The sequence below is a fragment of the Caballeronia sp. GAFFF1 genome, from assembly GCF_023630705.1.
GTDB lineage: Bacteria > Pseudomonadota > Gammaproteobacteria > Burkholderiales > Burkholderiaceae > Caballeronia.
This window is the reverse complement of sequence record NZ_JALQEM010000018.1, coordinates 88,327-109,762: the sequence shown is the minus strand read 5'-3', so window position 1 is coordinate 109,762 and position 21,436 is coordinate 88,327. Positions and strand designations below refer to the sequence as shown.

Genomic DNA, 21,436 nt, shown 5'->3' with positions numbered 1-21,436 from the left:
GTATCAGATGGTCGCGCCTTCGAGTTCGCCGATCATCTTCTGCATCTCCGCGCCGCCCGCCATCATGTCGAGCACTTCGTTCTTGGTGATGGTGTCCTTCGTGAAGGTGCCCATCGAACGGCCGCGGTTCAGCAGCGTGAAGGAATCGCCGATTGGATACGCGTGGTGCACGTTATGCGTGATGAAGATCACGGAAATGCCTTTGGCGCGCGCCTTGTGGATGAGCTTGAGCACATTGAAGCTCTGCTTCACGCCGAGCGCGGCAGTCGGCTCGTCCAGAATCAGCACGCGCGCGCCGAAGTGAATCGCGCGCGCAATCGCGAGACACTGCTTCTCGCCGCCGGACATGGTGCCGATGGGCTGATGCGCGTCGCGCACGTTGATGCCCATTTCGGCGAGCTTGGCACGCGACGTTTCGGCGGCGAGATCGAGGTCCATCACGCTGAAAAGACCGAAACGCTTCTTCTGCGGCTCGCGGCCCATGAAGAAGTTGCGCGCGACCGACAGGAGCGGCACGAGCGCGAGGTCCTGATACACCGTCGCGATGCCGAGATCGAGCGCTTCTTTCGGCGATTCGAAATGAACGGGCTTGCCATCGACCAGATACTGACCGGCAGAAGGCGCGTGCACGCCTGCCAGCGTCTTGATGAGCGTGGACTTGCCCGCGCCGTTATCGCCGAGCAGACAGTGCACTTCGCCGCGTTTGAGCCGCAACGTGACGCCGTTGAGCGCGATCACCTTGCCGAAGAACTTGCTGACGTTTTCGAGCGCGAGAATGTTGTCGTCGTTCATGGCGGTCGTCCTCATTGCGCCTGCGACACGCGGCGGCGCACGTAGTGATTGAAGAGCACGGCGATCAGCAGCATCACGCCGAGAAACACGCGGAACCAGTCGGAGCTGACGTTCGTGTAGGTGATGCCGATCTGCACGACGCCGAAGATCAGTGCTCCGAAGCATGCGCCGACGACCGAGCCGTAACCGCCCGTGAGCAACGTGCCGCCGATGACCGCCGCGATGATCGCTTCGAATTCCTTCTGCAAGCCGCGATCCGCCGCCGCCGAGCCGATATCGCACACTTGCAGCACGGCGAAGAGGCACGAGCAGAACGCAGTCAGCACGAAGAGCGAGATCTTCACGCGCTTGACCGGCACGCCGACGTTCTTCGCGGCGTTCGCATCGCCGCCGACCGCGAGAATCCAGTTGCCGTAGCGCGTTTTTGCGAGCACGAACGCGCCGATTGCGGCGAGCACGAGCCACCAGATGATGACCTTCGGGATGCCCGGCACGAGCGGCTCGCCGCTATCCAACAGCTTGCCGATGCCCAGATGCGCGAGCCACGTGAAGAAGCCGTGCAGCGCAACGCCATGAAAGAGCGTATCGGCGACCCAGTCTTTCTGCGCGAGATCGCCGACGCCGGAGATGATCGTGCGGTCCGCGAACATGATCGAGAGCGCAAGCGTCAGGCCGCGCAGAATGAACAGGAACGCGAGCGTGACGATGAACGACGGCAGGCGCGTGCGCATCACGAGATAGCCGTTGAGCGCGCCGAGCAGCATCGACGCGGCGAACGCGAAGAGAATGGCGAGCGAGATCGGCCAGTGGAAATAGACCGAGGGCAGCGCGACCATCATGCCGGCGAAGCCGATCATCGAGCCGATGGACAAGTCGAACTCGCCCGCGATCATCAAAAGACACGCGCCGACTGCGAGCAGGCCGAGGTAGGCGGCCACTTGCGACCAGTTCATCACGCCGTCGAGGTTGAACATGCCCGACGAACCTGCGCCGAAGCCGAACACGATGAATACCAGCACCGTGCCCGATATCGCGGCGAATTCCGGTCGGTTCAGCAGATGCCCGAACCACGATTGCCGGCGCACCCGCTCGTCCGATGGCCTGTCCTTGTCGGTCGCAGCGTCGGCGCTGTCGTGCTGAGGATTCGCGTGTGGAGGATAGTGCTTGCCGGCTACGCCCATGATGGCTCCTTGAAACGATCACTAATGCGGTACGGATGCGTGCGGTCCTGCCGCGTCCGCGAACGGACGCAGCAGCATATCGATGTGGGAGAAACGCGGGCGGCGCGCGCGAGCGGCCGCCCGAATGAGGTCAGCCGTGCATCAGCGATACTGTCCGGCGTACTTCACGACCTTGTCGAGATTGTCTTTAGTGATGAAGCCCGGGCCTGAGCGGATGTTCTTCGGCCCGTACGATGGCTGCAAGCCGTAAGTCTCGAGGCGCGCCTTGAACTTCGGGTTCGCTTCGAGAAGCTGGCGGATCTTCGCCGGATCGGTGGTGTGTTCTTTCTTCACGATGGCGAGCACCGCGACCGGAATGTAGCCCTGCAAGTACGGTTGCTGGTCGATGGCGAACTTGATCGTGCCGTCCTTGATCGCTTTCGCGATGTCATCGGAGAAGTCGAAGGTCACGAAATAGACCTTGTTTTGCAGGCCCATTTGCGTCACGGCCTTGAGCGTCGCGGAAGCGGGCGTCGGTCCGAGCGTGAGAATCGCCTGCGTATCCGGATGGTTGCGCAGGAACGCCGACACCTTCGACTGGATTTCGGTCGGGTCCTGTCCCGAGTCGACCGTGGACGCCTTGTAGTCCACGCCGATGGCATCGGCGAAACCACGGCAGCGGTCGAACGACACCGTGTTGGTCGCGATATGGTTCACGCACAGAAACGACTTCACGCCGGCCGCTTTAGCCTTCTCGCCCGCCGCCTTGCCCGCCACGTATTCCGGCTGACCGATGTGCATGATCGCGCCGAGTTGCGCGCTCTGTTCCTCGGTGCCCGAGTTGATCGTGACCAGCGGGATCTTCTTGGCCGTGACCTTGTTGAGCGCGCTCTTCAGCACGTCGAAGTCCGCGATCGTCGTGATGACGCCGTCGTAGTTGCGCGCGGCGGCCTGTTCGATGAGACGCGCCATGTCGGCGATGTCGCCGTTGGGCGGATTGCGATAGTCGGTCTGGACATTGAAGTCCTCGTCCGCCTGTTTGATCGCGTTCTTGATGGTGTTCCACCACGAGTCCGAGTCCGGCGCGTGGCTGATGAGCACGAATCTGGCGTCCGGCGCCGCGTGAGCGGGGGACGTCGTGAACAACGCGGCGCTGCACAGCGCAGCAGCAGCCGCCAGCGCGCGCAGCGCGGCCCGACCGTTGCAAAGGGTCATTGTCTCCACCTATCTCGGTTGTTGTCTGGTGTGATCTTTTGGCGAGCCGTTCGAGGGCGACGAGCCGCTCTCACCGTGCTCACGAGCAAGAGTAGGTCAGTTTTCGGCGGGCTGCAATAGATATTTCAACGGTGCGACAAATGGAAAATGCTTTCCAATTTGAGGGCGGCCTTTCTATAATCGGCTGCACCGGCGCTCGCTTTCGGGCGCCGACGAACCGGGCTTTCCATGCAGGATGAAACCAGTACCGATGTCCTTTCCGTCGACGATCTGATGCAACGGATCACCGATGCGTACGACTCGCTGCCGCGCCAGCTAAAGAGCGTGGCGTCGTATATCGAGCAGCATCGGCAGAGCGTGATGATGGATCGCACGAGCGATATCGCCGCGGCGTGCGGCGTGCATCCGTCCGCGGTCGTGCGTTTTGCGCAGCGTTTCGGGTTCTCCGGCTTCTCCGACCTTCAGGCGGTGTTCCGGCACGCGTACGCGGGCGGCAGCACCGCACAGAGCTACCAGCAGCGCATCCGCAAGCTGATCGACGAGAAAGCGGGCGTCGCTTCGGGCGTTTCCGTGGCGCGCGAATTCATCGCGGCGAGCCGCGCGGGTCTCGACGAACTCGAAGCCGGCCTCGACGACACGCAGTTCGAAGCCGCCGTCGAGATGCTGGAAAAGGCCGAGAACATCTATGTGATCGGCGTGCGCCGCTCGTTCGCGGTGGCGAGCTACATCGTCTATGCGCTCGGCCATACGAAAAAGCGCGTGCATCTCATCTCGGGCGTCGGCGGCATGTTCCGCGAACAGATCCGCAGCGTGAAGAAGGGCGACGTGCTCATCGCAATCAGCTTCGCGCCGTACGGCAAGGAGACGCAATACTGCGTGCGCGCGGCGCAGCATCACGGCGCGGCGACGCTCGTCATCACCGATAGCCAGCTTTCGCCGCTCGCGCGTCATGCGAGCGCGAGCCTGCTTGTGAAGGAGGGCAGCGCGTTCGCGTTTCGCTCGCTCACGAGCACCATCTGCCTGTGCCAGGCGCTTTTCATCGCGCTCGCGTACCGGCTCGAATTGAACGTCGAAGAATCCAGGGAGACAGGCGGTTATGACGATTGACGTGGCGGTGTTTGGAGCGGGGCGCATCGGCAAGATTCACGCGGCGAATCTGGCGCGGCAGCCGGGCGTGCGGCTGAAGTATGTCGTCGATGTGAACCGTGACGCGGCGGCCGCGCTTGCCGAGCAACACGGCGCGCAGGTTGCCGATATCGACGGCGCAATGGGCGATGCGACGATCGGCGCGACCGTCGTGTGTTCGAGCACGGACACACACGCGGACCTCATCATGCAGTCGGCGTCACAGGGTAAGCACGTGTTCTGCGAGAAGCCGGTGGACCTGACGCTGGAACGCGCGCGCGCCTGCGCCGATGCGGTCGAACGCGCGGGCGTCGTGTGCATGATCGGCTTTCAGCGGCGCTTCGATCCGACGTTCTCGGCGCTGAAGGCGCGCGTCGAAGCGGGCGAGATCGGCGATCCTGAAATGCTGATCGTCACGAGCCGCGATCCGGGCGCGCCGCCGGTCGAATACATCAAGCATTCGGGCGGCATCTTCAAGGACATGCTGATCCACGACTTCGACATTTTCCGCTGGATGCTCGACGACGAAGCCGAGACGCTGCACGCGACCGGCAGTTGCCTCTCCGATCCGGCTATCGCGGATGCCGGCGATATCGATTCGACCGCCGTCACGATCCGCACGAAGCGCGGCCGGCTCTGCCAGATCAACACGGCGCGGCGCGCGGCGTATGGATACGATCAGCGGTTCGAGTTGCTTGGCAGCGCGGGCATGCTTCAGGCGGGCAATGTGCGGCCGACCGAAGTGACCGCGTATTCGAAGACGTCCGTCTCGACGGACGTGCCCGAGGCGTTCTTCCTCGAACGCTATCGCGCGGCGTATGCCCTGGAAATCGCGCATTTCTTCGATGCCGTCAATCATGGCAAGCCGGTCCGCACGACGGTGGCCGATGGCCTGAAGGCGCTGGAACTGGCCGAAGCCGCGACGCTTTCTTGGCGCGAGAAGCGCATGGTGCGGCTTGCGGAGCAAGCAGCGTGAGCGCGGTGCGCGTGGGAATCGTCGGGCTCGGGCGGCTGGGGCGCCGTCACGCGGAGAACCTTGCGTGGCATGTGCCGGGCGCGCGGCTTGTTGCTGCGTGCAGTCCCGTCGACGAGGAACGCGCGTGGGCGCGCGAACGCTTGCCGGAGCTCGCGCTCTACGCGGACTACGACGCGCTGCTCGCGGACGCTTCGGTCGATGCGGTGTGGCTCGTCACGCCGACCTCGCTGCACGCGCGGCAGATCATCGCCGCGCTGGAGGCGGGCAAGCACGTCTTCTGTGAAAAGCCGCTCTCGCTCGATCTCGCCGAATGCGACAGCGTAATTGAAGCGCACGCGCGGCATCCGCAGCTTCACGTGATGATCGGCTTCGTGCGTCGTTTCGATGCGAGTTATCGCGATGCGTTCAAGCAGGTCGGGAAGGGCGCGATCGGCCGGCCGTTCATGGTGCGATCGCAGACCTGCGACAAGAACGACCCCGATGGCTTTTTCGTGCGCTTCGCGCCGACTTCGGGCGGGCTCTTTCTCGATTGCAGCGTGCACGACATCGACCTCGCGCGCTGGATGCTCGGCAATCCGCGTGCGAAGCGCGTGTTCGCGAGCGGCACCATCGCGATTCACGAGGGCTTGCGCGAATGCGGCGATATCGACAACGGCGTGGGCGTCGTCGAATTCGACGATGGCCGGCTCGCCGTGTTCTACGCCTCGCGCACGATGGCGCACGGACACGATACGCAGACCGAGATAATTGGCACGGCGGGGGCGTTGTCGGTGGGGCGCAATCCGCGGCTGAATCGCGTCGAAATTGCGGATGAGCACGGCATGCGCAACGCGTGCACGCCGACGTTCTTCGAGCGTTTCGAAGATGCGTTCTTGCGCGAGGCGCAGGCGTTCGTCGCGTTGCTGAAGGACGGCACGCCGACCGGTCTGACGCTGCACGATGCGCGAGAGGCGACGCGCATCGGCGTCGCGCTGCGGGAAGCGTATGGGAGTGGGCGGCCGGTGGATCTTTGAGCGCTGCGTTAGAATCGAACCACCAGGCACACGGAAGGTTCAATCGCGATGGAAGTTCACAAGGAAGTCGACGCACGCGGGCTCAACTGCCCGTTGCCGATTCTGCGGGCGAAGAAGGCGCTGGCCGACATGACGAGCGGCCAGATTCTGAAAGTGCTCGCGACCGACCCCGGCTCGCAGCGCGATTTCGCCGCGTTCGCCAAGCAAACCGGCAATGAAATCGTCGAGTCGAGTTCGCAGGACAAGACGTTTATCTTCTTGATGCGGCGCCGCTGAAAAGCTGAAGCGCAAAAGCAAAATGCCCGTCACGCAAGTGACGGGCATTTTTTTCGTACAGGGCCGTTGACGCTTACCCTTCGAGAACCGGCGAACGCGTGCGCAGGTATTCTTCGAAGTCCTTCGCCACTTCCGGATGGCGCAGCGCGAATTCGACCGTCGCCTTCAGATAGCCGAGCTTGCTGCCGCAATCGAAACGCGTGCCGTGATACTTGTACGCGAGCACTTGCTCATCCGACAGCAGCGACTGAATCGCGTCCGTCAGTTGCAGCTCGCCGCCCGCGCCGGGCTTGAGCGCGCGGATGTGGTCGAAAATGCGCGGCTTCAGCACATAGCGGCCGACCACGCCCAGGTTCGACGGCGCCACCGCCGGCTCCGGCTTCTCGACGATGCCCGACAGCTTGACGATGTTGTCTTCCCACTCCTTGCCGTCGATGATGCCGTACGACTTCGTGTCTTGCGGCGGAATCTCTTCCACGCCGATCACCGAGCTGTGATAGTGGTCGAACACCTCGATCATCTGCGACATCACGGGCGGCCTGCCGTACAGCAAGTCGTCCGCGAGAATCACGGCAAACGGATTGTCGCCGACGAGCTTTTCGGCGCACAACACCGCATGGCCGAGGCCGAGCGCCTCCGCCTGACGCACGTAGAAGCAGTCCACGTGGCTCGGCTTGATGCTGCGCACGAGTTCGAGAAGCTTCTCTTTGCCGCGCGCCTCCAGCTCGGCTTCGATCTCGTAGGACTTGTCGAAATGATCCTCGATGGCACGCTTGCTGCGGCCGGTGACGAAGATCATTTCGGTGATGCCGGCGGCCATCGCTTCTTCGACCGCGTACTGAATCAGCGGCTTGTCGACGACCGGCAGCATTTCCTTCGGGCTAGCCTTGGTCGCGGGGAGGAACCGCGTGCCGAGACCCGCAACGGGAAAAACCGCTTTGGTAACTTTTAGCATGTGATGACCCTGATCCTCTTAATCATTTAAACATCGGTGAAGCGACTGAACAGGGCGTAAAAACGACTCCCATCACGCAGGCAGTCGCAATAATTGCGCCTGTAGCTTCTCGATAGTGGTCTTGTATTCTGCCAGCCTTTTGCGCTCCTGTTCAACGACAGCGGCCGGCGCTTTTGCAACAAAGCTTTCATTGCCCAGCTTCGCGTTACATTTGACGATCTCGCCGCCAAGACGTTCGACTTCCTTCGTCAGACGCTCGCGCTCCGCCGATACGTCGATCTCGACTTTCAGCACCAGCTTGTGCGCGCCGACGATCGCCACCGGCGCGCCTTGCGCTTCCTTGTCGAGCGCGGCTTCGTCGTCGATGATATTCACTTCGGCGAGACGCGCGAGCGCCGCGACGTAGGGCGCAAACGAAGAAAGACGCGCGGCGTCGCCGTGCGCGAGCAAGGGCACCTTCACCGCGGGCGACAGATTCATTTCGCCACGCAGATTACGACATGCGTCGATCACTGCTTTCAGTTCGGCGGCCCACTGTTCAGCGGATTCATCCAGCTTTTTCGTCTCGGCGCGCGGATACGGCTGCGTCATGACCGACGCTTCGCCTTCCTGCGCGCCCGCCGGGTAAGCGTCCGTCAACGGCGCGACCTTCTGCCACAACGCTTCGGTGATAAACGGAATGACCGGGTGCGCCAAACGCAGCACCGTCTCCAGCACGCGCAGGAGCGTGCGGCGCGTGGCGCGCTGCTGCTCGGGCGTGCCGTTCTGAATCTGCACCTTCGCAAGTTCCAGATACCAGTCGCAGTACTCGTCCCACACGAACTTGTAAATTGCGCTTGCGACATTGTCGAAGCGATAGTCCGCAAAGCCCTTCTCGACTTCCGCTTCCACGCGCTGAAGCAGCGACACGATCCAGCGGTCCGCTTGCGAGAAGTCCGTGTAGCCGCCGGGTCCGCAATCGCCGGGCTTGCAGCCGGCCACGTTCGCAAAACCGCAATCGTGGCCTTCGCAGTTCATCAAGACGAAACGCGTGGCGTTCCAGAGCTTGTTGCAGAAGTTGCGATACCCCTCGCAGCGTGCCAGATCAAAATTCACATTGCGACCGAGCGTGGCCATCGACGCCATCGTGAAGCGCAGCGCATCCGTGCCGAACGCCGGAATGCCGTCGGGGAATTCCTTGCGCGTCTTCTTCTCGATCTGCGCGGCCTGCTTCGGATTCATGAGCCCGCTCGTGCGCTTGGCGACGAGCGTTTCGAGGTCGATGCCGTCCACGATGTCGATCGGGTCGAGCGTATTGCCCTTGCTCTTCGACATCTTCTGGCCTTCCGCGTCGCGCACGAGGCCGTGCACATAGACGGTCTCGAATGGCACCTTGCCGGTGAAATGCGTGGTCATCATCACCATCCGGGCAACCCAGAAGAAGATGATGTCGAAGCCCGTCACGAGCACCGACGAAGGCAGGAACGCCTTGAGTTCCTTCGTCTCGTTCGGCCAGCCGAGCGACGAGAAGGGCACGAGCGCGGAGGAGAACCACGTGTCGAGCACGTCGTCGTCGCGCTTCAGCGGGCCGGTGTAGCCCTGGCGCTCGGCGTCCGCGCGCGCTTCCTCTTCGCTCTTCGCGACGAAAATTTCGCCGTTCTCGCCGTACCATGCGGGAATCTGATGCCCCCACCACAACTGACGCGAGATGCACCAGTCCTGGATTTTTTCGAGCCACTGATAGTAGGTCGTGGTCCAGTTCTCCGGCACGAACTTGATCTCGCCGTTGCGCACGACATCGAGCGCGGCTTCGGCGATCGACTTGCCCGGATTGAACGTGCCTTCGGGCGCGGGCTTGCTCATCGCGACGAACCATTGGTCGGTCAACATCGGCTCGATGACGACGCCCGTGCGATCGCCGCGCGGCACCATCAGCTTGTGCGGCTTGACGGAATCGAGCAGACCCAGCGCTTCGAGATCGGCGACGACCTGCTTGCGCGCCTCGAACCGGTCCATGCCGCGATACTTCTCGGGCGCGTTGTCGTTGATCTTCGCGTCGAGCGTGAGGATTTCGATTTGCGGCAGCTTGTGGCGCTGGCCGACCGCGTAGTCGTTGAAGTCGTGCGCGGGCGTGACCTTCACGACGCCGGTGCCGAACTCGCGGTCCACGTAGTCGTCCGCGATCACGGGAATCTCGCGATCGCAGAGCGGCAGCACGACCGTCTTGCCGATCAGATGCGCATAGCGCTCGTCTTCCGGATGCACCATCACGGCGACGTCGCCGAGCATGGTTTCGGGACGCGTCGTCGCGACCGTCAGATGACCCGAGCCGTCCGGCAGCGGGTACTTGATGTGCCACAGACTGCCGTTTTCTTCCTCGCTCACGACTTCGAGATCGGACACGGCAGTACCCAGCACCGGGTCCCAGTTCACGAGCCGCTTGCCGCGATAGATCAGCCCTTGCTTGTAGAGCGTGACGAACACGTCGCGCACGGCGGCCGACATCTTGTCGTCCATCGTGAAGTATTCGCGCGACCAGTCGATCGACGCGCCGAGCCTGCGCACCTGCCGCGTGATGGTCGAGCCCGACTCCTGCTTCCACGCCCACACGCGCTTCAGGAACTCTTCGCGGCCCAGATCGTGCCGCGAGATGCCTTGCGCATCGAGCTGTCTTTCCACGACGATCTGCGTCGCGATGCCCGCGTGGTCCGTGCCCGGCACCCACAGCGTGTTCTCGCCGAGCATGCGGTGATAGCGCGTCAGGCCATCCATGATGGTCTGGTTGAACGCGTGCCCCATATGCAGCGTGCCGGTGACGTTCGGCGGCGGCAGTTGAATGGAGAAGTTCTTGGCACCTTCCTTGAAGGTCGGCGCGGAATAGCCGCGTTTCTCCCATTCCGGGCCCCACTGGGACTCGATGTTCTGGGGCTCGAAACTCTTCGCAAGCGTGCTGTCGCTCATCGTGAAATCTGCCGAAAAATGCGTGAAAAGATGCGGGGTAATCACCGATTATAAGGTTTGGACCGCGCAATCGGACGAATCCGGGCGCGGCCGGTCCGCGGCCGCGAATGGCTCGCCGGGCGACGCCATCGGCGCGGTCTTATAATGGTCGGCTACTCGGCGACTCCTCGCCGGCTCATTTGGCACGCTCATTTGGCGCGCTTTGCGCCGCTCCACTTTCCCATGCCCGATTTACTCGCCAACCTCAATCCCGAACAGCTCGCCGCCGTGACGCTGCCGAACGAGCCCGCGCTGATCCTCGCGGGCGCGGGCAGCGGCAAGACGCGCGTGCTCATCACGCGCATTGCGTGGCTCATTCAGCAGGGTTACGCATCGCCGCCGACCATTCTCGCCGTCACGTTCACGAACAAGGCGGCCCGCGAGATGATGTCGCGCCTGTCGGCGCTCTTGCCCATCGACACGCGCGGCATGTGGATCGGCACCTTCCACGGCCTCTGCAACCGCATGTTGCGCGCGCACTACCGCGACGCGGGCCTGCCGCAGACGTTCCAGATTCTCGATACTGCGGACCAGCTTTCCGCGATCAAGCGGCTCATGAAGGGCCTCAACGTCGACGACGAGAAGTATCCGGCGAAGAACCTCCAGTACTTCATCAACAACGCGAAGGAACAAGGCCTGCGGCCGAAAGATGTCGATGCGACCGACAACTTCAACCGCAAGTTCGTCGAGCTGTACGAGGCTTACGACCAGCAATGCCAGCGCGAAGGCGTCGTCGATTTTCCGGAACTGCTGCTGCGCTGTCACGAACTGCTCGCGCACAATCCGCCGCTGCGCGCGCATTATCAGGCGCGCTTTCGCAATATCCTCGTCGACGAGTTTCAGGACACCAACAAGCTGCAATACGCGTGGCTGAAGCAGCTCGCGGGCGAGCACAACGCGATCTTCGCCGTGGGCGACGACGACCAGTCGATTTACGCGTTTCGCGGCGCGAACGTCGGCAACATGCACGACTTCGAGCGCGAGTTCCGTGTGCGCAATCTCATTAAGCTGGAGCAGAACTACCGCTCGCACGGCCATATTCTCGATACCGCGAATTATCTGATCGCGAACAACGCGCGGCGGCTCGGCAAGAACCTGCGCACGGACGCCGGGCACGGCGAGCCGGTGCGCGTCTACGAAGCCGCGACCGATTCGCAGGAAGCGGGCTGGATCGTCGAGGAAATCAAGGCGCTCATCAACACGGGACTCGCGCGCGGCGAGATCGCGGTGCTGTACCGAAGCAACGCGCAGTCGCGCACCATCGAACATACGCTCGTGAACGCGGGCATTGCGTATCGCGTGTATGGCGGCTTGCGGTTCTTCGAGCGTCAGGAAATCAAGCATGCGCTCGCGTATCTGCGCCTGATCGACAACCCGAACGACGACACCGCGTTCGCGCGCGTCGTCAACTTTCCGACGCGCGGCATCGGTGCGCGTTCCATCGAGCAACTGGCCGACGCGGCGCGTCTCTACAACTGTTCGATGGCCGCCGCCGTGCCTTACGTGACCGGCAAGGCGGGATCGAGCCTCGGCGCGTTTGCGACGCTCATCGCGAAGATGCGCGCCGAAACGCAGCAGATGAGCCTGCCGGAAACGGTCGAATACGTCGTGCGCGCAAGCGGACTCGCCGCGTTCTACGAAACCGAGCGGGAAGGGCAGGACCGGCTCGAAAACCTGCAGGAACTGGTGAACGCGGCAGCGGCGTTCGTGAGCGAAGAAGGCTATGGGCTGGATACGCCCGCGCGATCCATTCCGCTGCGCCCCGGCGCGACCGCCGCGCAGGAGATCACGGCGGTGAGCGAGGACGGCGAGATCGAAGTGCTGGATGCGCCCGGCATCGCCGATCCCGCGCAAAATCCCGACACCATGACGCCGCTCGCGGGCTTCCTGTCGCATGCGTCGCTCGAAGCCGGCGACAACCAGGCGCAAGCCGGGCAGGACGCCGTGCAGTTGATGACGGTCCACGCGGCGAAGGGTCTCGAGTTCACGGCGGTGTTCATCACCGGGCTCGAAGAAGGACTCTTTCCGCACGAAAACAGCGCGCAGGAATCCGACGGGCTCGAAGAAGAGCGGCGGCTCGCGTATGTCGCGATCACGCGGGCGAAGGAGCGGCTGTATCTGTCGTTCGCGCAGAGCCGCATGCTGCACGGGCAGACGCGTTACAACATCCGCTCGCGCTTCTTCGACGAACTGCCGGAAGGCTCGCTCAAGTGGCTCACGCCGAAAGTCGAGCCGGGCGCGCGCTGGGGCGGACGCGCCGACAACGCCGGCTGGGGCCGCGATTGGTTCGCGCGGCCGGGACAGGAGCGCGGCGCGCAATCGACGGCGAGCGCGGCGCTGCCGTCGTTCGCGAACGAACAGCGCGCGGCCGATACCGGCTTCAAGGTCGGGCAGGCCGTCTTCCACACGAAGTTCGGCGAGGGCACTGTGACCGCGCTCGAAGGTTCCGGCGGCGATGCCCGCGCGCAAGTGCGCTTCAAGCGGCACGGCGAGAAATGGCTGGCGCTGGCGGTGGCCAAGCTACAGGCCGTCGAATGAAGCGGCTTGCGATCATGGCGGCGCTGCCGCAGGAACTGGGCGACCTGATCGCGCACATGCGGGACGCGGGCGAAGTGCGCACGGTCACGCTCGGCAAGCGCGAATATCACGTCGGCGAGGCGCACGGCGTGCCGGTCGTCGTGACGCTCGCGCGCATCGGCAAGGTCGCGGCGGCCGCGACGGCGAGCGCGCTCATCCACGTCTTCGGCGTCGATGCGATTCTCTTCACGGGCGTCGCGGGCGGCGTGCAGGCGGACGTGCGCGTGGGCGATATCGTCGTCGCGAACGCGCTGCTTCAGCACGATCTCGACGCGTCGCCGTTTTTCCCGCGCTACGAAGTGCCGCTGCTGGAGCGCACGCATTTCGACGCCGACAGCGCGCTGTCGGACGCGCTTGCCGCTGCGGCGCTCACGTTCATCGAGACCGAAGGCGATGCGCTCGCCGAGCGCTTCGCCGTCATGCGGCCGCGCGTGCATCGCGGGCTGGTGGTGAGCGGCGACAAGTTCATCGCGAGCCACGAGGCGGTGAGCGCGTTGCGCGCTGCGCTGCCGGATGCGCTCGCGGTCGAGATGGAAGGCGCGGCGCTCGCGCAGGTCTGCTATGAGCACGGCGTGCCGTGCGCCGTGGTCCGCACCATTTCCGATACAGCCGATGCCGCCGCGCCCGCGTCCTTCGCGGAATTCTTGACGGCGATTGCGGGGATGTATTCGTCGGGGGTGTTGTCGCGGTTTTTGATGCGGGCTGCGTGAGTCGGTTGAGTCGGTTGGCCGTTTTGACCAGTTGGAGGCTAGCGACCGCTTAGGCCGCTCTAAAGGTGCCGGGCGCTTGGGGCGCTTGAGCTGCTCGAGTTGCCCGAACCGCTGTAATGTTGCCACCGCTGCTGCCGCTGATATCGTCCCAACGGCTCCGACGGCTCCGACGGCTCCGACGGCTGCAACGGCTCAACGGCTCAACGCCTTCACGGCTCCAAGAGCCTGTACCGGTCAAACCGCGCACACCGCGCACACCGCGCACACCGCGCACACCGCGCACACCACGCACACCACGCACACCACGCACACCACGCACACCACGCACACCACGCACACCACGCACACCACGCACACCACGCACACCACGCACACCACGCAAACCACGCAAACCACGCAAACCACGCAAACCACGCAAACCACGCAAACCACGCAAACCACGCAAACCACGCAAACCACGCAAACCACGCAAACCACGCAAACCGCTCAACCCCCTTGAGCCCCTCGGCCCTTCGAGCCGACCGATTGCTCGCCCCGCTCGGACCATTGGAAGCAGCAGCGTGCGGATCGGCGGCTGTCACATCCTGCCGCATCCCTCGCATCACGCTTGTTATTGAGAATGATTCTCAATACAATGCGTCATACATCGTGGATACACGACTGGAGGCCCGACGTGACCAACGATCTGAAGCCCGACGGCGGAACACATAGCGACCCGCGTGATGCACTAGCGGGCTGCGCCATCGCAGCGAACGCCGCCAAAGTACTCGAAACAACTCGCCGTGCCTGGCACGAAGCGCCTGCCGCATCGTCGCCCGCGAGCGTCGAGAACTCGCCGCCGCGCGCCGCGCGAAAGAAGCGCGTCGTGCCGCGCCGTTCCCGCTGGGCGAGTCTCGTCGCCGCCCTGAACGAATGGAGCCCGAAGCCGCTGTGATTGCCGCCGACCTTACTCCCAACGCCCTAGACACGCCCATGCTCGACGCAAGCCGCTTCCCGCTCGTGCGCGTGCGTCGCCGGGCGGTAAAGCCGGGCTACGCGTTCGCGTGGTCCGCGCAGATGCGGCGGCTGCTCGCGCTCGCGACGCCGTTCGTCATCGTCGCGGAACACAGCGACGACGAAACGCCCGACGACTTCGCTCTTCGCGCCGCGTGGCTGCGCACGCATCGCGTGGCGCTGGCGGCGTACTGCCGCGGATTGATCGTGATCGAACCGCGCATCGAGGCGCGGGCGGCGACGCGCGAAACGCTGCGTGCGCTCACGCAAGACAGCGGCGTGCGAACGGTCGTTGTATCGAGCATGCGCGTGGCGGGCGAACTCGCGCCGGTGCTGCTCAGACACGGCGCGGCACCGGCGAGCGCGCCGCCATCGCGCAGATCGGGCAGCCGCGCGGTCTGAACGCGCGGACCGCTCACTCGCGCAACTGCCCAGACACATAGGGCGCGACGGCATCAGCGCCGTGCCCGGCAATGATGCGCCCGAAGCCGCTTGCCACCGTGGCGATCGCATCGTCCGATGACACGTCGCTCACACGATCAGGGCGCGCCCTCTCTAGTCAGCCATTCGCCCGCTGCTCTATGCTGTGGAGCGAGTCGCCAAGCAGCGACTCGCCACAGATTGCATCTTGCAGAGGACGCGCATGCCGACTTACCGAGAAGCGTATCGCCAGTCGATCGAAGAGCCCGAAACATTCTGGGCCGAGCAGGCCCGCCGCATCCATTGGCAGACGCCGTTCGAACAGGTGCTCGATGCGAGCAACCCGCCGTTCGCGCGATGGTTCGTCGGCGGGCGCACGAACCTGTGCCATAACGCGGTCGATCGCCATCTCGCGTCGCGCGCGCAGCAGGACGCGCTCGTCTATGTCTCGACCGAAACCGGCATCGAGCGCCGCTATACCTATGCCGAGCTGCACGCCGAAGTGAACCGCATGGCCGCCGTCATGCGCTCGCTCTCGGTCAGGAAGGGCGACCGCGTGCTCATCTATCTGCCGATGATCCCCGAGGCGCTGTTCGCGATGCTCGCGTGCGCGCGCATCGGCGCGATCCATTCTGTCGTGTTCGGCGGCTTCGCGGCGCCGAATCTCGCGGCGCGCATCGACGATGCCGAACCCACGCTTATCGTCACCGCCGATGCGGGCGCGCGCGCGGGCAAGGTCATCGACTACACGCCGCTCGTCGACGAAGCCTTGTCGCGCGCCGAATTCAAGGTGCCGCAAGTGCTTCTGATCGACCGGCAGCTTGCGCCCGAGCGCCTTCAGGCGAGCTATCTGGTCGCCTACGAGCCGCTGCGCGAGCAATTCTTCGATGCGCACGTTCCCTGCGAATGGCTCGAATCGAACGAGCCGTCGTATGTGCTCTACACGTCCGGCACCACGGGCAGGCCGAAGGGCGTGCAGCGCGATGTCGGCGGCTATGCGGTCGCGCTCGCGGCGTCGATGGAGCATATTTTTCAGGGCGCGGCCGGCGACACGATGTTCACGGCATCGGACATCGGCTGGGTCGTGGGTCATAGCTACATCATTTATGCGCCGCTGATTGCGGGACTCACGACCGTCATGTACGAAGGCACGCCCGTTCGTCCGGATGGCGGCATCTGGTGGCGGCTCGTCGAGCAGCACAAGATCAACCTGATGTTCACCGCGCCCACCGCGATCCGCGTCCTGAAGAAGCAGGACCCGGCGCTGATGGAGAAATACGATCTGTCGAGCCTGCGCACGCTCTTTCTGGCGGGCGAGCCGCTCGACGAGCCCACCGCGCAGTGGATACAGAGCGCGTTGCAGAAGCCCGTGATCGACAACTACTGGCAGACGGAAACCGGCTGGCCGATGCTGGCGATACCGCGCGGCATCGAGGCATTGCCGTCGAAGCTCGGGTCGCCGGGCGTGCCGTCGATGGGTTTCAACCTGACGCTGCGCAACGAGATGACCGGCGAGCCGTGCGCGCCGGGCGAGAAGGGCGTCGTGACGCTCGGCTATCCGCTGCCGCCGGGCTGCATGCAGACCGTATGGGGCGACGACAGGCGCTTTGTCGGGACGTACTGGCAAAGCGTGCCGAACCAGATGGTCTATTCGACGTTCGACTGGGGCGTGCAGGACGAGGACGGCTACGTGTCGATACTCGGGCGCACCGACGACGTAATCAACGTGGCGGGGCATCGGCTCGGCACGCGCGAGATCGAGGAGGCATTGTCGGCGCACGCGGCGGTCGCGGAAGTCGCGGTCGTCGGCGTGACCGACGCGCTCAAGGGGCAGACGGCGACGGCGTTCGTCGTGCTGCGCGACGCCGATCGCATCAATGCGCCGGGCGCGCGCGAAGGCATGGAAGCGGAGCTGTGCCACGCGGTCGATACGCAACTCGGCGCGATCGCGCGTCCAGCGCGCGTGCATTTCGTCTCGGTGCTGCCGAAGACGCGATCGGGCAAGCTGCTGCGCCGCGCGATTGCCGCGCTGGCCGAAGGCCGCGATCCCGGCGATCTGCCGACTATCGAGGACGCGAGCGCGCTCGCGCAGATCAGGGCGGCGCTCGAACAGAAGTGAGCGGTGCCTGCGTGGCCTATCACGCGAATGCAGCAGCATGTCCCCGATGCGGGGAAGGACGAGCACGCATACGGGGAAGCTCGTCACAAGTTGTCGATGCGTTCCCGGAAAGACAAACGCCCGGTCATGGCTGCATGACCGGGCGCGTCAACCACGACGAGGCGACGACCTCAAGCTTTCGCGTCGTGGGTCTTGGGCAGCAACACCGTCAGCACGCCGATCAACGGAAGGAACGCGCAGAGCTTGTAGACATAATCGATGCTCGTCACGTCCGCGAGATGCCCGAGCACCGCCGCGCCGACGCCGCCCATGCCGAACGCGAAGCCGAAGAACAGGCCCGCGACCATGCCGACCTTGCCGGGAATCAGTTCCTGCGCGTAGACCAGAATCGCCGAGAACGCCGAGGCCAGCACGAGCCCGATCACCACCGACAGCACGCCGGTCCAGAACAGGTTCACATACGGCATCAGCAAGGTGAACGGCGCGACGCCGAGAATCGATACCCAGATCACCGCCTTGCGTCCGACCTTGTCGCCCACGGGCCCGCCGATGATCGTGCCCGCCGCGACCGCCGCGAGGAACACGAACAGGTGAATCTGCGCGGCCTGCACCGACACGCCGAACTTGCTGATCAGATAGAACGTGAAATAGCTCGTGATGCTGGCAAGGTAGAAGTACTTCGAGAAGACGAGCAGGACGAGCACGCTCATCGCCATCACGACCTTCTCGCGCGGCAGCGACGCGTGCGCCGCTTTCCCGCGGCCTTTCTTGACCGCCGGATGACGCTTGTACCAGCGGCCGATGTTCGCGAGCACGACCATCGCGAGCAGCGCCGCCGCCGAGAACCACGCGATCGAGCGCTGGCCGTGCGGAATGACGACGAGCGCGGCAAGCAGCGGCCCGAGCGACGAGCCCGCGTTGCCGCCCACCTGAAACAGCGACTGCGCGAGACCGTGCTTGCCGCCCGAAGCCATGCGCGCCACCCGCGACGATTCCGGATGGAACACCGACGAGCCGCAGCCCACCAGCGCCGCCGCGATCAGCAACGTGCCGAAGTTGCCTGCAATTGACATCAGCAGGAGACCGGACAGCGTGAAGCCCATCCCGACGGGCAGCGAATACGGCTTCGGATGCTTGTCCGTGTACAGCCCGACGATCGGTTGCAGCAGCGACGCGGTGATCTGATACGTCAGCGTGATAAGGCCGATCTGCCCGAAGGTGAGCGCGAACTCGCTTTTGAACATGGGGTAGATCGCCAGAATCAGCGACTGGATCATGTCGTTGAGCAGATGCGAGAAGCTGATGGCGCCCAGCACGGAATACACGGTGCGCGGCGCTGGCACGGGTGTCGCATTCGCCGCGCTGGCCGCATTCACTGCCGACGCGCCGCCCGAACTCGGGAAAGCGCCTTTGTCGATACTCGTTTGCATGGTGACGGAGGAAAGGAAGCGGTGGTTAGGATTCGTTGTTCTGCCCGCGATTCATGCGCGAACCGAATGTGTGTCAAGTGTAGGGTGGCTCGCTCGCGTTGTCATGCCAAGGTTTGTCGCGAATCGGACAGGGTCTGGGCGACGCGTCGTCTATCGTCTGAACAAACGAATTTTGGCCGGTTATAAGAATCGCCGGGCACCGAACGACCGTACGCACCGCGCTAAAGAAAAACGAGGCAGATGCCGTAGACCAGCGATGTGGACGTCCCGTAGAGCGGGCGTACCGTTCGAAGAACATCACACGGGGATACATGATGAGACTCTTTCCGCTACGCGCGGCGCGCGGCGCTGGCCTAATGCCGAACGCCGCTTCAGGACGGGCGGCGCTCGCCGCCGGAAGCAAGACGGCTTCGAAGCGCACCTTGTCCGTGAAGGCGACGTTGCGCCTCGCCTTCGGCCTCGTTCTGGCGGGCACGCTCGGCATCGGCGCGATTGCGCTCACGCAGATCAGCCGGCTCAACGGCGCGACCGAGTCTATCTATACGCAGGGCTATGTCGCGAGCCGCGCGGCCGAGGAAACGCGCGGCTATCTGCTGCGCGCGAGCCGTTCGCAGAAGATGCTGCTCACGGCATCGACGGCGAAGGAGCGCGACGACCTCGGCAACGAGATCGAACACGCGCTGACCGAGATCGGCAAGGAGCAGGCGCAACTGGCGCAGCACATCGACCATGCGGACACCGACGCGCTCGCGCAACAGAAGCGTTTCTCCGCTGCGCTCGCGACGTGGAGCGGCAACCTGCGCGGCTTCGTCAAGCTCGTGAAGGAGCAGCCGCTCGATCTCTCGCAGATGAACTGGCAAGTCGGCATGCAGGATGTCTCGCTGCTCGTCGAGACCGGCAAGCTGGAAAAGATGGTCGATGAGCTCGTCGCGCGCCGGGGCGCCGCCGCGAAAGCGACCATCGACGCCGCCGCGTTCATCTTCCATTCGTCGTTCGTGATGGTGTCGGTGCTGACGATTGCGCTCTTCGTGCTCGCGATCATCGTCAGCGAATGGGTCGTGCGGCGTCTGTCGGGACAACTCGGCGGCGAGCCGGGCTATGCGAAGGAAATCGCGAGCCGCATCGCCTCGGGCGATCTCGCTTATCCGATCCGCCTCAAGCGCCGCGACGACGCCAGCATGCTTTACGCGTTGTCCGAAATGCAGTCGGGCTTGTCGGCGACGGTCGGCGACATTGCGGCGAGCGCGGAGGCGATCGCGTCGGCGTCGAGCGAAATCTCGACCGGCAACGTGGATCTGTCGCGTCGCACGGAAGAGCAGGCGGTCGCGCTGGAGAAGACGGCGGCCAGCATGGAGCAACTGACCTCGACGGTGCGCCAGAACGCCGATAACGCGATGCAGGCGACGACGCTTGCGCACAATGCGTCGGAGATTGCGGAGAAGGGCGGCAAGGTGGTGGGCCGCGTGGTCGAGACCATGGAGCGCATCGACGCGAGCGCGAAGAGCATCGGCGACATCATCGGCGTGATCGAGGGCATCGCGTTTCAGACGAACATTCTTGCGCTGAACGCGGCCGTGGAAGCGGCGCGCGCCGGCGAGCAGGGACGCGGCTTCGCGGTCGTGGCGGGCGAAGTGCGCGCTCTGGCGCAGCGGTCCTCGGCGGCGGCCAAGGAGATCAAGACGTTGATCGACACGTCGGTTTCGCGCGTGTCGGATGGCTCGACGTATGCGCACGAGGCGGGCGCGACGATGGAAGAAGTGGTGCGCGCCGTGCGACGCGTGACGGATATCATGGGCGAGATTTCGGCGGCTTCGGCCGAGCAGAAGTCGGGCATCGAGGCGATTGGACACGCCGTTTCGCAGATGGACGCCGGGACGCAGCAGAACGCGGCGCTCGTCGAACAGGCTGCGGCTGCGGCGCAATCGCTCGATGATCAAGCGCGCGCGCTCAAGGGGCTTGTTGGGAAGTTTCAGTTAGCCTGAGGGTTGTTTTTTTTGCGGGCTGCTGGGCTTGCCACTTGCTCTTGCCCTTCCCGTTCCCCTTCCCCCGGGGCGAGGGCGGTTCATGCTTTGTTTCGATGAGCTGCTCTTCGGCATGGAACTTGTTTTCGTGTCGGTCTATTTGCGTTGCCCCTCCCCGGGGCGGGGGTCACTTTCTTTGCTGCTGCAAAGAAAGTAACCAAAGAAAGCAGCTTTTCTGGCCCAAAGCAGCAACAGTGTGGCCACTCCGCAGCAAGACATTGGCACTCAATTTGAGACAGCCCTGAATCACCCTCCACGCCCGCTGAACAGCCACGTCCTCCGAGCCCCCTGGCTCGTCAAAACCATCACAAACGACGGCTCTGCCACGTATCCAAGTCTCGGCAAGCCGCGTCAGCCCAACGACCATAGAAGGGCACGCGACAAGCGTTCTTATCAGCGATAGCACCGACGCGCAACAGGTGCGCGCCGCACCGGGCGGGATCGTCGCGTTCGCTGTTGTGGACCTAGCATGCAGGTGCAGGTGCAGGTGCAGGTGCAGGTGCACATTCGGCCGTGGTTGTGACTGTGATTGCCCGTAAGGCTAAGGCTATGGCTATGGCTATTCGTGAAAGTTTTGTTCAGTTATCCGAATAAAGTCGATGGTTTTGGCGAGCCAAGGGGCTCGGAGGACGTGGGTGTTCAGCGGGCGTGGAGGGTGATTCAGGGTTGATTCAA

17 protein-coding genes are annotated in these 21,436 nt (G+C 64.0%); 10 read left to right on the top strand and 7 right to left on the bottom strand.

Annotation, left to right across the window (positions count from 1 at the left end; translation table 11 throughout):
* Positions 1-3: 3 nt before the first annotated feature.
* The 3 genes from NCR37_RS08835 to NCR37_RS08825 all read right to left on the bottom strand — a co-directional run bounded on the left by NCR37_RS08835 (position 4) and on the right by NCR37_RS08825 (position 3,167).
* Complete coding sequence (locus NCR37_RS08835) at positions 4-792, bottom strand: ATP-binding cassette domain-containing protein (RefSeq protein WP_370650540.1); 789 nt, start codon at positions 790-792, stop codon at positions 4-6.
* Between the two features lie 11 nt (positions 793-803).
* Positions 804-1,973 carry an ABC transporter permease gene (locus tag NCR37_RS08830; protein ID WP_250472662.1) on the bottom strand — a complete coding sequence of 390 codons (1,170 nt, stop codon included), beginning with the start codon at positions 1,971-1,973 and terminating at the stop codon, positions 804-806.
* Between the two features lie 141 nt (positions 1,974-2,114).
* Positions 2,115-3,167 (bottom strand): sugar ABC transporter substrate-binding protein, encoded by a 1,053-nt coding sequence (locus NCR37_RS08825; RefSeq protein WP_175944318.1) that lies wholly within the window; start codon positions 3,165-3,167, stop codon positions 2,115-2,117.
* A 228-nt stretch (positions 3,168-3,395) separates the two neighbouring features.
* Here NCR37_RS08825 and NCR37_RS08820 point away from each other — a divergent pair, with 228 nt between their 5' ends.
* The 4 genes from NCR37_RS08820 to NCR37_RS08805 are packed head-to-tail and all read left to right on the top strand — an operon-like array spanning position 3,396 to position 6,557.
* Positions 3,396-4,274, top strand: a complete 879-nt coding sequence (locus NCR37_RS08820) for a MurR/RpiR family transcriptional regulator (protein ID WP_250472661.1) — start codon at positions 3,396-3,398, stop codon at positions 4,272-4,274.
* Entirely contained in the window at positions 4,264-5,268 is a 1,005-nt protein-coding gene (gene iolG / locus NCR37_RS08815; RefSeq protein ID WP_250472660.1) for an inositol 2-dehydrogenase, read from the top strand. The genes NCR37_RS08820 and iolG overlap by 11 nt, the downstream gene beginning before the upstream one ends.
* On the top strand, positions 5,265-6,281 hold the full coding sequence (locus tag NCR37_RS08810) for a Gfo/Idh/MocA family oxidoreductase (RefSeq protein WP_250472659.1): 1,017 nt from the start codon (positions 5,265-5,267) through the stop codon (positions 6,279-6,281). The genes iolG and NCR37_RS08810 overlap by 4 nt, the downstream gene beginning before the upstream one ends.
* Before the next feature lie 48 nt (positions 6,282-6,329).
* On the top strand, positions 6,330-6,557 hold the full coding sequence (locus NCR37_RS08805; RefSeq protein ID WP_206466644.1) for a sulfurtransferase TusA family protein: 228 nt from the start codon (positions 6,330-6,332) through the stop codon (positions 6,555-6,557).
* A 73-nt stretch (positions 6,558-6,630) separates the two neighbouring features.
* Here NCR37_RS08805 and galU read toward each other — a convergent pair whose 3' ends face one another.
* A complete protein-coding gene (galU, locus tag NCR37_RS08800) occupies positions 6,631-7,512 on the bottom strand; it encodes a UTP--glucose-1-phosphate uridylyltransferase GalU (protein ID WP_175944309.1) in 882 nt (293 codons plus the stop codon).
* A 72-nt stretch (positions 7,513-7,584) separates the two neighbouring features.
* The gene (locus NCR37_RS08795) at positions 7,585-10,452 is read right to left on the bottom strand and encodes a valine--tRNA ligase (RefSeq protein ID WP_250472658.1); all 2,868 of its coding nucleotides are present in this window, start codon (positions 10,450-10,452) and stop codon (positions 7,585-7,587) included.
* A 222-nt stretch (positions 10,453-10,674) separates the two neighbouring features.
* Here NCR37_RS08795 and NCR37_RS08790 point away from each other — a divergent pair, with 222 nt between their 5' ends.
* Both NCR37_RS08790 and NCR37_RS08785 read left to right on the top strand, forming a co-directional pair.
* Positions 10,675-13,029, top strand: coding sequence for a UvrD-helicase domain-containing protein (locus tag NCR37_RS08790; protein WP_250472657.1), 2,355 nt, complete (start codon positions 10,675-10,677; stop codon positions 13,027-13,029).
* Positions 13,026-13,778: a 5'-methylthioadenosine/adenosylhomocysteine nucleosidase gene (locus tag NCR37_RS08785; protein WP_250472656.1), complete on the top strand. Its 753-nt coding sequence runs from the start codon at positions 13,026-13,028 to the stop codon at positions 13,776-13,778. The genes NCR37_RS08790 and NCR37_RS08785 overlap by 4 nt, the downstream gene beginning before the upstream one ends.
* A 234-nt stretch (positions 13,779-14,012) precedes the next feature.
* On the opposite strand, the gene NCR37_RS08780 is transcribed toward NCR37_RS08785, so the two are convergent.
* Entirely contained in the window at positions 14,013-14,174 is a 162-nt protein-coding gene (locus NCR37_RS08780; RefSeq protein ID WP_250472655.1) for a hypothetical protein, read from the bottom strand.
* Positions 14,175-14,451: 277 nt separating this feature from the next.
* Between NCR37_RS08780 and NCR37_RS08775 the strand changes: the two genes are divergently transcribed.
* The 3 genes from NCR37_RS08775 (at position 14,452) to NCR37_RS08765 (ending at position 17,310) form a co-directional block, all read left to right on the top strand.
* Positions 14,452-14,712 carry a hypothetical protein gene (locus tag NCR37_RS08775; RefSeq protein WP_250472654.1) on the top strand — a complete coding sequence of 87 codons (261 nt, stop codon included), beginning with the start codon at positions 14,452-14,454 and terminating at the stop codon, positions 14,710-14,712.
* Between the two features lie 38 nt (positions 14,713-14,750).
* Positions 14,751-15,173 carry a hypothetical protein gene (locus tag NCR37_RS08770; protein ID WP_250472653.1) on the top strand — a complete coding sequence of 141 codons (423 nt, stop codon included), beginning with the start codon at positions 14,751-14,753 and terminating at the stop codon, positions 15,171-15,173.
* A 241-nt stretch (positions 15,174-15,414) separates the two neighbouring features.
* Positions 15,415-17,310, top strand: coding sequence for a propionate--CoA ligase (locus NCR37_RS08765; RefSeq protein WP_250472652.1), 1,896 nt, complete (start codon positions 15,415-15,417; stop codon positions 17,308-17,310).
* Between the two features lie 170 nt (positions 17,311-17,480).
* Here NCR37_RS08765 and NCR37_RS08760 read toward each other — a convergent pair whose 3' ends face one another.
* Positions 17,481-18,740: an MFS transporter gene (locus NCR37_RS08760; RefSeq protein WP_250472651.1), complete on the bottom strand. Its 1,260-nt coding sequence runs from the start codon at positions 18,738-18,740 to the stop codon at positions 17,481-17,483.
* A 314-nt stretch (positions 18,741-19,054) separates the two neighbouring features.
* Here NCR37_RS08760 and NCR37_RS08755 point away from each other — a divergent pair, with 314 nt between their 5' ends.
* On the top strand, positions 19,055-20,722 hold the full coding sequence (locus NCR37_RS08755; RefSeq protein ID WP_250472829.1) for a methyl-accepting chemotaxis protein: 1,668 nt from the start codon (positions 19,055-19,057) through the stop codon (positions 20,720-20,722).
* Positions 20,723-21,436: the final 714 nt, after the last annotated feature.

Bases quoted from the DNA above. Each gene is read 5' to 3' on its own strand.
- NCR37_RS08835 (WP_370650540.1), bottom strand. From the start codon at position 792: ATGAACGACGACAACATTCTCGCGCTCGAAAACGTCAGCAAGTTCTTC.
- NCR37_RS08830 (WP_250472662.1), bottom strand. From the start codon at position 1,973: ATGGGCGTAGCCGGCAAGCACTATCCTCCACACGCGAATCCTCAGCAC.
- NCR37_RS08825 (WP_175944318.1), bottom strand. From the start codon at position 3,167: ATGACCCTTTGCAACGGTCGGGCCGCGCTGCGCGCGCTGGCGGCTGCT.
- NCR37_RS08820 (WP_250472661.1), top strand. From the start codon at position 3,396: ATGCAGGATGAAACCAGTACCGATGTCCTTTCCGTCGACGATCTGATG.
- iolG (WP_250472660.1), top strand. From the start codon at position 4,264: ATGACGATTGACGTGGCGGTGTTTGGAGCGGGGCGCATCGGCAAGATT.
- NCR37_RS08805 (WP_206466644.1), top strand. From the start codon at position 6,330: ATGGAAGTTCACAAGGAAGTCGACGCACGCGGGCTCAACTGCCCGTTG.
- galU (WP_175944309.1), bottom strand. From the start codon at position 7,512: ATGCTAAAAGTTACCAAAGCGGTTTTTCCCGTTGCGGGTCTCGGCACG.
- NCR37_RS08795 (WP_250472658.1), bottom strand. From the start codon at position 10,452: ATGAGCGACAGCACGCTTGCGAAGAGTTTCGAGCCCCAGAACATCGAG.
- NCR37_RS08790 (WP_250472657.1), top strand. From the start codon at position 10,675: ATGCCCGATTTACTCGCCAACCTCAATCCCGAACAGCTCGCCGCCGTG.
- NCR37_RS08785 (WP_250472656.1), top strand. From the start codon at position 13,026: ATGAAGCGGCTTGCGATCATGGCGGCGCTGCCGCAGGAACTGGGCGAC.
- NCR37_RS08770 (WP_250472653.1), top strand. From the start codon at position 14,751: ATGCTCGACGCAAGCCGCTTCCCGCTCGTGCGCGTGCGTCGCCGGGCG.
- NCR37_RS08765 (WP_250472652.1), top strand. From the start codon at position 15,415: ATGCCGACTTACCGAGAAGCGTATCGCCAGTCGATCGAAGAGCCCGAA.
- NCR37_RS08760 (WP_250472651.1), bottom strand. From the start codon at position 18,740: ATGCAAACGAGTATCGACAAAGGCGCTTTCCCGAGTTCGGGCGGCGCG.
- NCR37_RS08755 (WP_250472829.1), top strand. From the start codon at position 19,055: ATGAGACTCTTTCCGCTACGCGCGGCGCGCGGCGCTGGCCTAATGCCG.